Source organism: Embleya sp. NPDC055664, assembly GCF_053618075.1.
The window spans coordinates 201,760-212,817 of sequence record NZ_JBSHGZ010000008.1 but is presented as its reverse complement, the minus strand read 5'-3'; the positions used below and the strand labels follow the sequence as shown (position 1 = coordinate 212,817).

The 11,058-nt window shown below is 73.5% G+C and carries 10 protein-coding genes; 4 read left to right on the top strand and 6 right to left on the bottom strand.

From position 1 onward, the window contains the following. Positions 1-51: 51 nt before the first annotated feature. The 4 genes from ACWGR4_RS17125 to ACWGR4_RS17110 form a co-directional block, all read right to left on the bottom strand. Entirely contained in the window at positions 52-213 is a 162-nt protein-coding gene (locus tag ACWGR4_RS17125) for a hypothetical protein (RefSeq protein ID WP_452132433.1), read from the bottom strand. Positions 214-457: 244 nt separating this feature from the next. After that, on the bottom strand, positions 458-1,954 hold the full coding sequence (locus ACWGR4_RS17120; protein ID WP_452132432.1) for a DUF5691 domain-containing protein: 1,497 nt from the start codon (positions 1,952-1,954) through the stop codon (positions 458-460). Between the two features lie 150 nt (positions 1,955-2,104). Next, entirely contained in the window at positions 2,105-3,421 is a 1,317-nt protein-coding gene (locus ACWGR4_RS17115; RefSeq protein ID WP_380005310.1) for an SWIM zinc finger family protein, read from the bottom strand. Positions 3,422-3,520: 99 nt separating this feature from the next. Further along, entirely contained in the window at positions 3,521-3,931 is a 411-nt protein-coding gene (locus ACWGR4_RS17110; RefSeq protein ID WP_078975670.1) for a cobalamin B12-binding domain-containing protein, read from the bottom strand. A 225-nt stretch (positions 3,932-4,156) separates the two neighbouring features. Between ACWGR4_RS17110 and ACWGR4_RS17105 the strand changes: the two genes are divergently transcribed. After that, complete coding sequence (locus tag ACWGR4_RS17105) at positions 4,157-5,791, top strand: peptidoglycan DD-metalloendopeptidase family protein (RefSeq protein WP_452132431.1); 1,635 nt, start codon at positions 4,157-4,159, stop codon at positions 5,789-5,791. A gap of 40 nt (positions 5,792-5,831) precedes the next feature. After that, positions 5,832-6,749 carry a glutathione S-transferase family protein gene (locus ACWGR4_RS17100; RefSeq protein WP_380005315.1) on the top strand — a complete coding sequence of 306 codons (918 nt, stop codon included), beginning with the start codon at positions 5,832-5,834 and terminating at the stop codon, positions 6,747-6,749. 101 nt (positions 6,750-6,850) lie between these two features. Here ACWGR4_RS17100 and ACWGR4_RS17095 read toward each other — a convergent pair whose 3' ends face one another. Both ACWGR4_RS17095 and ACWGR4_RS17090 read right to left on the bottom strand, forming a co-directional pair. After that, positions 6,851-7,645, bottom strand: coding sequence for a hypothetical protein (locus ACWGR4_RS17095; RefSeq protein ID WP_452132430.1), 795 nt, complete (start codon positions 7,643-7,645; stop codon positions 6,851-6,853). 46 nt (positions 7,646-7,691) lie between these two features. Continuing rightward, on the bottom strand, positions 7,692-8,987 hold the full coding sequence (locus ACWGR4_RS17090) for a PspC domain-containing protein (protein ID WP_452132429.1): 1,296 nt from the start codon (positions 8,985-8,987) through the stop codon (positions 7,692-7,694). Positions 8,988-9,120: 133 nt separating this feature from the next. Between ACWGR4_RS17090 and ACWGR4_RS17085 the strand changes: the two genes are divergently transcribed. Then, positions 9,121-10,380 carry an ATP-binding protein gene (locus ACWGR4_RS17085; protein ID WP_380005321.1) on the top strand — a complete coding sequence of 420 codons (1,260 nt, stop codon included), beginning with the start codon at positions 9,121-9,123 and terminating at the stop codon, positions 10,378-10,380. Continuing rightward, a complete protein-coding gene (locus ACWGR4_RS17080; protein WP_380005324.1) occupies positions 10,377-11,054 on the top strand; it encodes a LuxR C-terminal-related transcriptional regulator in 678 nt (225 codons plus the stop codon). The genes ACWGR4_RS17085 and ACWGR4_RS17080 overlap by 4 nt, the downstream gene beginning before the upstream one ends. Positions 11,055-11,058 lie beyond the last annotated feature (4 nt).

The following is an 11,058-nucleotide window of genomic DNA, read 5'->3' as shown; positions in this document are numbered from 1 at the left end:
AACAGGGACAAGTCTGCCGCCCGGGTCCGACACGCCGACGCGCCGAACGGGTCAGAGGTGATCGAGCAAAAACCCGGTCTCGACGGTCGCGTCGAACGGCTCGGGCAACATCCCGGTCGCCCCGGCCTTCACCCGTTCCGTGAAGGTGTAACGCCCGTCGACCGGCCCGAAGCGCACGATGACGTCGTGCTCCCGCCGGTCGACCGTCAGCATCACCGGCACGTCGGCCCGCGCGAACTCATGGGGCTTTCCCGCAGGTCGACACAACGTGTGCTGTTCGAGGTCACCTCGACGAACATCCAGACTTCTGGCGCGTCGAGCAGGACATGGGGGACCCGACCATCCACGTCCACCGGCTCGATCCCGCGACGCGTACCTCTGTCCCGACCGGCGTGCATCGTGCCGCCGTGAAACTCGATGTGCCGTTCACGGTCGTGGTGAATGTGGCCGCGTTGGCTCACTGAGCGGAACGGGGCTCACCATCAAGGATTTCCCGGCGCATCCGGGCGCGATAGCGGAGGGTTTCGGCGAGGGTGCGGAAGGCCTTGGGCCATTCGCCCTCGCCTTGGGCGAGGGTGTCGACGCGGGTGACCAGGGATGGGTCGAGGGCGCGGCCGGCCACGTCTCGGGCGCCGCTGAAGCTCCAGGGGTACGCGCCGGACTCGGCCGCCGTGGCGAAGGCGTCCAGGACCGCGTCGCCCAGGGGGAGCGGCCACGGGGTCGGGCAGTTGGTGAGCAGTTGCAGGGCCTCGGACAGGCCGTGCGCGGCGATGTGGCGGGCCACGTGATCGGCGCACTCGGCCGGCGGCAGCACGGTGAGCAGGCGGGTGGGCGCACCGCGGCCGGCCAGCGCCCGGGCCCAGTCGACGTCGCGCTGGAGCACCGCCGCGCGGGCCCACCCCTCGCGGACGTCCTCGGCGAACCGGCGTGGCAGCGCACGGGCCGCGATCTCCTCGGGGCTCGCCCCGAACACCTCCCGCCACACCGACAGCGGCGTGGCCGCGACGACCTCGCCCAGCCACCACGAGTGGTCCTCGCGTCCGGTCGGCGAGGACCGGTCGATGCCGTCCCGCACCATCGCCTCGTCGCACTCGCCCGGCGGCACCACCAGGATCCGCCCCGCGCCGTCGGGCCGCAGGCAGGCCCGGCCCCGTGCGCTCATCCGGGCCACGAACGCCGATCCGGGCAGCGCGCCGAGGCGTCGTGCCGCGGCCACCCGGACCACCTTGGCCCGATCATCCAACGCCGCCTCCAGGAACGCCTCGTCGCCCGCCGTCGCCCCGGTGGCCAGCGCCTCGACGAACACCGCGCGGTCCTCGGCCGGTTCGGCCCGCCAGGTCCGGGCCAGCAACTCCCTGGCGCCGTCCGGGTCCGCCGCCCGTAGCACCGCGAACGCGGCCAGCCGCTCGCCGAACCGGCCGTGCCGCCACAGGTCGATCGGGTCGTCGGGATCCCCGGCCGCGATCCGGGTCAGCCAGGCCCACTCCGGGTTGAGCCCGGCCAGCCAACGCCCCCTCGGACCGGCGAGTTCGGCCACGATCGGCCGCAGGTCGGTGCGCGAGCGGGCCGCGGTCAACAGGCCCGGCAGTTCGGACTCGGGCGCCCGCAGGCCGGCCGTCCGGGCCAGGGCGAGCCATTCCGGCAGGAAGTCCATCCCGTCGCCTTCGAGCAGGATCCGCAACCGCACCCGGGCCGGCTCCGGCACGGACGGTCGCGGGTCCACCTCTGCGCACGGCTCCGGCGGCGCGCCCGCGGGGGCGCGTCGGCCCGCCCGCCGATGCACCATCACGATCGCCGCCAAGTCGAGCAGGCGCACCGCCTCGTCGGTCCGGTCCACGCGCGCGGCCAACTCGCCCAGCGCGCCCTCGGCGGGCCATTCCGCGGCCCTGCGCCGCCCGGTGCCCACCAGTGCCGCCGACACCAGGTCGTCCCACACCGGATCCGCGACCCGCATCCGAACTCCCCTTCCACACATGGCGATCAGCCCGCCGAAGGTCGGCGACGGCGACGATCCTCCCGCCCGATCGGGCCGGTTGGCGGCGGACCGATGACAGCAAGGCGGCTACAGCGAGCCGTCGACAGCGGACCGGCTACCGCGGTCCGACTACAGCGGCACGGCTTGGCCCTCGTGCCACGCGGTCACCGGGACGAATCCGCGCGCGCCGTACTCGCCGAACACGGTCAGCCCCGTGCCACCGGACATCGCGGACAACCGCCACAGCGCCTGTTCGCCGGTCCGGGCCCGGTCCACCGGCAACCAGAACCCGTCCGCGCCGGCGATCCGCCACCCCATCGGCTCCGGCACCGCGACCACGTCGGCGAGCACCACCGGCCACGCCTCCAGCCAGGGCTCGCGGCGCAGCGCCTCGGCGTAGGCCAGGGTCGCCTCCTCGGGCCCCACGCCGGCCGGCTCCGCACCGGCGGCCGGCTCACCGGTCCGCTCGCCCAGTGCCACCCGCAGCGGCACCGCGTCGTCGTGGAAGGCCGCGTCGGCCTCGATGGTGCGCCCCACGGGCAGGGCCAACTGCGGCGCGCGCCCCTGCGGCCCGAAGGCCAGCACCAGTGCGGGCCGGCCCGACCCGGTGCCGCGCAACCAGATCCGCCGCTCGGTCAGTCCGCCGTCGACGCTGTCCCGACTGCCGAGCACCAGCCACCGATCGTGCACCGCGGTGCCCTGGGCCCGCGCCGCCCGCAGCACGTCCTCCGCGTCGACGGTCCAGCCGATGCGCGCCCGCAGTCCGGACACCAGGGACGGATCCAGGTCGTCGGCGTGTTCGTGGGCGCGCAGGAGCAGCCACAACTCGGCGTAGTCCTCCAGCAGTCGGCCCGGCCAGCCCTCCGCCCCGGACGCGGGTATCGCGCCCGCCGCGCGCAACCGGGCGGCCAGGCCCGGAGCCTTGGCGTCGACCATACGCTCCGCGATGCCGTCCCACATCGCGTATCCCTCACGCTCGGTGCCCGCCAGGCCCTGATGCACCCGATCGGCCAACCAACGGCGCAACCGCTCGGTGCCCTCGGCGACTTCGGCCGCCCGCCGCTCGGCCCGCCGTCGGGCCGCGGCGGGATCGGCCAGGCCGGCCCGCTCCCGCCGCCCGGCCGCCGGGGCGTCGACCCAGTCGGGCACGCTCGCCCCGACCGGCACCGCGGCCGGATCGTTCGCCCACAGGAGCAGCAGGCCGAGGGCGTGTACGCAGGGAAAGCCCGGTCCGGGACACGAACATCGCCCCGTGGGACCGGCGGGATCGACCACCGTGCGGTAGGCCGTCGTGCCGCCGCCCGACCCCCAGATCGGGCCGCCCGCGGCCGTCGAGGCACCGGTGGCCGACCACGACTCCGGTCTCGCGAGGGCGCTCCCGGCCGTGCGTGCTGCGGCGTCGGGGGCCAGTGCCAACACCCGTTCCGCGGTCCACCGTTGCTGCATGACGGCCACGGTACGGGCCCGCACCGACACGTGTGTGCGAGCCCGTCGAACCCGCGGAGAGCGGCGGGCCGAATGTCCGGATCCGAGCGAAGTACCCGGTCAGGCGGCGGTGGTCGCCACGTGTGCGCGTACCCAGTCGACGATGTCGGTGGTCGGCGCGCCCGGGGTGAACACCGCCGCGACACCGATCCGCCGCAGCTCGGGGACGTCCTCCTCCGGGATGATCCCGCCGCCGAACACCAGGATGTCCTCGGCCTCGCGCTCCTTGAGCAGTTCGATCACCTTGGCGAAGAGCGTCATGTGCGCGCCGGAGAGCACCGACAGACCGATCGCGTCGGCGTCCTCCTGGATGGCCGTCTCGACGATCTGCACCGGGGTCTGGTGCAGCCCGGTGTACACCACCTCGAAGCCCGCGTCGCGCAGTGCGCGCGCGACCACCTTGACCCCACGATCGTGTCCGTCGAGCCCGGGCTTGGCCACGACGATCCTGATCGGTCCGGGAACACCCATCACTGCCTCCATGTACATAGCGAAGCCCTCGCCCGGAGCGTAACCCCCGCTCGGTCGGCGCACGGGCGGCGGTCGACGGCGTCCGCCCGGACGGGTGCCGCCGAGGCGGACCGCATCACCCGCCCGGCCGTCTGACCTGCGGTTCCGATCGCGAGGATTGTCCTGTGAACGTCAAGAGAGCTACAGTCCGTTTCCGACCGGCCCCCGAGACGTAAGGCGACGTAGGTGACGGACGTTCGCTACCCGAGTGCGGAGCAGCAGGCTCGCCACGGGTCGGACACCGAGGGTGCGTATTCCCCCTACGGCTCGTCCGACCCGGCCCACGGCGGCTACGACCAGGGCTACGGGTACGGCGCGAACGCCTACTCGGCCGACCCGAGCGGCGGTTGGCCCGCGGTCGACGCATCGGGTGGCTGGGGTGTACCGGCACCCTCGTACGACGGATACGACACCGGCACCGGCTACCCCGCCGCGGCCGACTACGCATCCGGCGGGTACGCCGCCGTCGACCACTCCGGCACGCAGTACTCCGCCGTCGGCTACGACACGACGGGCCAGGCCTCGGGCGGCTACGACGCCTCGGGGTACCAACCCGCCTACGACGCCTCGGGATACGTCCAGGTGCCGGGCCACGACGGCTACGGCTCGTCGGACGGCTACACCGGGTCCTACGACGCCTCCGGTGACCATGCCGCGACCGGCGCCTACGGCTACCCCGCGGTCCAGGACACCGGCTACGGCACGCAGACGCAGACCTGGGCGGTCACCGACACCGCGGTGCAGGATCCGGCGCCGGCCCCGTACGTCGACCCCGCGTGGGACGGCGGCTCGAACACCGGTATGTGGTACGCCGCTTCGGACACCGCCGCGTGGGAGTCCGACACCTGGTACTCCCCCGTCCCGGTGCGCGACGACGCCGACAAGTGGTCGGGCGGCAATCGCTCGACGACGGACCTGTTCGACGACGGCGGCACGCGTGCGCCGGTCGAGCCCGCGTTCGATGTCGACGACCATGACCTCAGCGTGCCGGCCCGCACCGACACCGAGGCCGACGCGGACGACGCGCGCGACGAGCGGCGGGTCGAGTCGGCCGGGAAGCCGAAGGCCAAGGCTGCCAAGGAGGCCAAGGAGTCCGCCGACAAGGCCCGGGTGAAGCGCAAACGCGCGTTCCCGCTCACCGCCGGCGCCCCGCTCGCGGTGATGGGCGCGGCGGCGATGGCCGTCGCGGCGGTCGGCGGCCTGCACACCGCGGGCGCCGAGACCAAGGACGCGGACCCGGTGGCCGGCGGCGAGGACCTGCCGCTGATGTCGCCGATGGACAAACAACTGGTGGATCTCCAGGTCGGCGCCGAGGACTTCGCCGAGCGCGCCAGTCGCGCGCAGACCCGGGTCTCGCTCCAGGAGCGCCAGGAACAGGCCCAGCAGGACCAGGAAGCCGAGCGCAAGCGCCGGGAGTCCCTCAGGCCCAAGTACGTGCTCCCGGTCGCCCAGAAGGGCCTCAGCGCCTATTTCGGCTCCTCCGGCTCGCGCTGGGCGCACACCCACACCGGCATCGACTTCCCGGTGGACCTGGGCACCCCGGTGCTCGCGGTGATGGACGGCGTGGTGCGCACGCAGGTGAACACGGCGTACGGGAACATGGTGATCCTGACCGGCAAGGACGGCACCGAGACCTGGTACTGCCACCTGACCCGGGCCAAGATCCGCTCCGGTCCGGTCAAGGCGGGCGACGTGATCGCCTACAGCGGCGACACCGGCAACAGCACCGGCCCCCACCTGCACTTCGAGGTCCGCCCCGGCGGCGGCGCCCCGATCAACCCGCTGCCCTGGCTGCGGGCGAACGGCCTCGACCCGACCTGAGCCCGACGCGCGTCGCGGATCCGGGACCTATCGTGGACGGATGAGCTCATCCGAGGCGCAGTTCACCGCCGAGACCGGCAACCGTGGCGAATTCGTGCGACAGGCCAACCGGTTCACCGGGCAGCCGGAGCCGGAGCGCGGGCGATATCAGCTGGTGGTGTCCCTGGCCTGCCCGTGGGCGCATCGGGCGATCATCGTCCGTCGACTGCTCGGGCTCGACGACGCACTGGGCCTGTCCGTGGTGGACCCGATCCGGGACGAGCGCGGGTGGCGGTTCACCAACCACCCCGACGGACGCGACCCGGCGACGGGGCTGGCGTTCCTCGCCGACGCCTATCGGGCCAGTGACCCCACGTACGCCGGTCGGGTGACCGTACCCGCGATCATCGACCTGACCACCGGGCACGTGGTCACCAACGACTATCCGCAGATCACCCTCGACCTCTCCACCCGCTGGACCGCGCTGCACCGGGCCGGCGCGCCCGACCTGTACCCCGAGCACCTGCGCGCGGAGATCGACGCGATCAACGCGGACGTGTTCCGGGACGTGAACAACGGCGTGTACCGGTGCGGGTTCGCCACCTCGCAGGACGCCTACGAGGAGGCGTTCGACGCGTTGTTCGCCCGGCTGGACCTGCTGGAGAAGCGGCTCGGCGGGCAACGCTTCCTGGTCGGCGAGTCGATCACCGAGGCGGACATCCGGCTGTTCACCACGCTGGTCCGGTTCGACGCGGTCTACCACGGCCACTTCAAGACCAACCTGCGCAAGCTGACCGAGTACCCGGTCCTGTGGGCCTACGCCCGCGACCTGTTCCAGACCGAAGGCTTCGGGGACACGGTCGACTTCGACCACATCAAGCGCCACTACTACGTCACACACGACGCGATCAACCCGACCGGAATCGTCCCGAAGGGCCCCGACCCGGACCTGTGGCACACCCCACACGACCGCGGCTGAGCACACCCACGGACGCGGCGCGGCGCGGGCGCGTACGCGCGAGGGGGCGGGTGGGTTGACAGCCCACCCGCCCCCTTCGTCGTATCGGCCAACCGCGTCGGCTACTTGGCCGGGTCGACGGCCGGCGGGGTGTCGTCCGGGTCGTCGTCGGATGCGTCCGAGAAGGCAGCCGCCGGCGCGGCCGAGGATCCGGCCGGTGAGTCCGGCTCGGCCGGCGCTTCGATCACGGCCATGATCTCTGTCTCGTTTTCCGCCTCGACCTCGGCACGGCTCCCGGCCCCGGTACGGGACGTGGCCTCGACGCCGGTTCCGGTCTCGACGCCGGTCTCGACGTTGGACTCGATATCCGTCCCGAGGGCGGCCCCGGCCGCGATGTCGGAGTCGGCGTCGGTCCCGGACCGGGGGCCGATCTCGGCGCCGGTCCCGAGGTCGGCCCTGGTCTCGGCGTCGGTCACGGAGGCGGTTCCGGCCTTGGCGCCGGGCTCGACGTCCGTCCCCGGCACCGTGGCGGCCCCGGGGTCGGCTGCCGGCCCGGGCTCGGATCCGGTTTTCGGGGTCGGGTTCGTCCCGGTGTTCTCGCCGCGTGCGCCGACGTGTTCCTCGTGCCCGGCTCGGCCCACGAACGCCATGTCGCCCGACTCCGGCGGCGCCACCGGCGCGAAGAACCCGGCCGGCGGCGCGGGCGCGGGCGCAGCGGAGCGGCCGGTCGGCAACATCGACCACAGGGCCCCGGCGAGGCCCGCCAGGCCCACCCCGATCGCCGCGGTGGCCAGCGACCATTCGGGGCTCATCAGCGCGTGACCGCCCGCCCGCAGCAGATACGCGATCGCGATGCCGGTGAACACCACACCCGCGATCAGGGCCATCGGGTCGAAGCGCTGCCTGTTCGTCCTCATCGGGATTCGCCCTCCATCCGGGTCACGCCGTTCCTCGGTGTCGTGCTCATCGCGGCAGCCGTCCGTGGTCGTCGTACAGCAGTTCCACCTGGCCCACGCCGACCTTCAGGTCCAGCGTGATCGTGCCGCGCTCCGGCTGGGAGATCGGCTCCAGCGTCTCGCTCCGGTCCGGCCGCCAGCCGTCGTCGCGACCGCTCATCGTGCGCACGTCGCCGACGTCGGAGCGGCCCTTGAACACCACCCTGACGTCCTTGGGCACCCACACCTGGATCTGCCCGGCACCCACCGTGGCCTTGACCGTCGCCGCGCGGGCCGGCCCCAGGTCCAGGGTGCGCAGGTCCAGGTCCATGTCGCCGCCGCCGAGGTGGTACGACGCGGGCAGCGCCGCGACCGAGGTCGGGGTGTACGTGCGCTCCCCCCACGGCCCGGTCAGCGGCACGGTGATCGCGGTCAGCCCGGCAAGCAGCGCGGTGAGCGCGAGGGCGGGCAGGATCAGCAGCCGCGCCCGGCCGAACCAGGTACCCGCGAGCAGGCCCAGACCGACGACGCCGAGCACGATGGCCACCGCGACGGTGAACGTCACGTCGACCGCGTCGGTGCGGTTGAGCACCCACAGCAGGCCGCCGACCATCGTGGCCACGGACAGCGTGGCCAGCGCCACGTACGAGCGCGGACGCTTCACGGGCCTGCCCGGCTCGGCCGCGACCGGCTTCGCGGGCGGCCGCCCACCCTCCGGCGCCGAGCCGCCACCGGGCACCTGCCACCACATCGGCGGTCCCGGCGCGGTGTCGCCGGCGGGGGCGGTGTCGACCGGCGCGGGAGCGCTCGCCGTCGCCGCGACCCCCGCCGTCCGCGCGGCGGCCTCGGACCTGCGTTTCGTGTCGGTCCAGACCATGAACAGGACCACGGCGGTGATCATCATCAGCGGGACCGACGGGCCGAAGCCCGAGTCCAGGTACGTGAAGAACAAGGCGACCCCCATCACGGCGACCACGGTGGCGGCCGTCGCCCCGCGGTCGAACTTCCCGGAGAGCACCCGGCGCAGCACCGGCTGCTCCTCTCCACGGGCCGGGATCAACAGCCAGCCCAGGCTGTACACCAGTACGCCCACCCCGCCGAAGAGCGACAGCACCGCGAAGACGATGCGGAAGATCACCGGATCGAGGCCGAAATGCTCGCCGAGCCCGCCGCACACGCCGGAGACCATGCGGTCGTCGACGCTGCGCAGGAGCTGGGGTCGAGTGGTCGTCGTCGTGGGCGCCGCGGACGACCCCGGAGGGCCGCCCGGGACGTCGCCGGCCCGGTCGCCGGCCGAGACACCGGGTTTCATGTCGTCGTTCATGGGTCCATCGTGGCGTGCACGCGGCCCCGTTCCCATCGGGCTCCGCCCTGGTCGACCCCTGGTCCGACCCTGAGGGGGAATCAGGGTCGGGCCCTGATGCGCCCGGACTTGCCGGCGTGTGACGATCGGTCGTGTGACCGCCGTATATCCGCCCCCCGCCGCGCCGAACCGGCCCGCGTACCCGACGCCGAAGCTCCGCCGCGCCGCGTCCCACCGGTTCGCCGGCGGCGTCGCGCGCGGCCTGGCCGAGCACCTCGGCGTCGAGGTGGTGGTGCTGCGCGTCGCCTTCGTCGCGCTCGCGTTCTTCGCGGGCCTGGGCGTGGTCCTGTACGCGGCCTTTTGGATCTTCGTACCGCAGAGCGTGACCGACGCCGCCCCGCCGAGCCGCGAGCGCGGCCGGGAGCGGCATCAAGCGCTCGCGCTGATCATCGTGCTGATCGCGGCGACCATGCTCACCGGGCTCGGGACCGACACCGACACCGGTTCCGGCGACTGGTTGTGGCCGCTGCTCGTGGCCGGGCCCGGGGTGATCCTGCTGTGGCGTCAGGCCGACGAGTCGCAGCGGCAGCGCTGGTTCTCGCTGGACGGGCGCAGCCGGGTGGGGGGTTGGCTGCGCGCCCTGATCGGCGCCACGCTGGTGGTCGCGGGCCTGATCTTCTTCTCGCTCGGCCGCGGCGGTATCGGCGACGCGCTGGCCGCGATGCGCGGGGCGGGCCTGCTCCTGGTCGGCCTGCTGGTCATCTTCGGCCCGTATCTGCTGCGGCAGACCCGCGAGCTGGGCGCCGAGCGCCGGGCCCGCATCCGGGCCCAGGAGCGGGCGGAGGTGGCCGCGCACGTGCACGACTCGGTGCTGCACACGCTGACCCTGATCCAGCGCCAGGTGGAGGACCCGCGCGAGGTGGCCCGGCTGGCCCGGGCGCAGGAGCGCGAGTTGCGGGCCTGGTTGTACCGCCCCGACGGCGAGGAGCCGGACCGCACCTTCGCCGCCGCACTGCGCGGGGTCGCCGCCGAGGTGGAGGACGCGCACGGGGTGTCGATCGAGATCGTGTGCGTGGGCGACTGCCCGGTCGACGACCGGCTCTCCGCACTGATCGCCGCCGCGCGCGAGGCGATGGTGAACGCGGCGAAGTACGCGGGCGGCGCGGCGATCTCGGTGTTCGGCGAGGCCGACGAGGACACGGTCACGGTGTTCGTCCGCGACCGCGGACCCGGTTTCGACCCCGACTCCGTACCCGCCGACCGGCTGGGTGTGCGAGAGTCCGTGCTCGGGCGCATGCGCCGCAACGGGGGCGCCGCGAACATCCGCAGCGAACCCGGCGAGGGCACCGAGGTCGAGCTGGAGATGCGCCGCGCCGACGCCGGCCGGTCCGCTGTGGGAAGGACGAACACGTGAACACCACCGAGACGAGTAGCGCACCCGTCGAGGGCACGCCCCGCACCCGGGTGGTCCTCGTCGACGACCACCGGATGTTCCGCACCGGCGTGCGAGCCGAGATCGGCGAGGCGGTCGAGGTGGTCGGCGAGGCCGACGACGTGGCGAGCGCGGTGGCCGTGGTCACCGAGACCCGCCCCGAGGTGGTCCTGCTCGACGTGCACCTGCCCGGCGGCGGCGGGGTCGAGGTGTTGCGCCGGTGCGCGTCGCTGATCCCGGCGGTGCGCTTCCTGGCGCTGTCCGTGTCCGACGCCGCGGAGGACGTGATCGGGGTGATCCGGGGCGGCGCCCGGGGCTATGTGACCAAGTCGATCACCGGCGACGAACTGATCCGCGCGATCGGCCGGGTCGGCGAGGGCGACGCGGTGTTCTCGCCGCGCCTGGCGGGCTTCGTACTGGACGCGTTCGCGGCCACCGACGTGCCGCCGATCGACGAGGACCTGGACCGGCTCACCCAGCGCGAGCGCGAGGTGCTGCGGTTGATCGCGCGCGGCTACGCCTACAAGGAGATCGCCCGCCGATTGGTCATCTCGGTCAAGACGGTGGAGACCCATGTCTCCGCGGTGCTGCGCAAGTTGCAGTTGTCCAACCGGCACGAGCTGACCCGCTGGGCGACGGACCGGCGACTGGTCTGAGCCG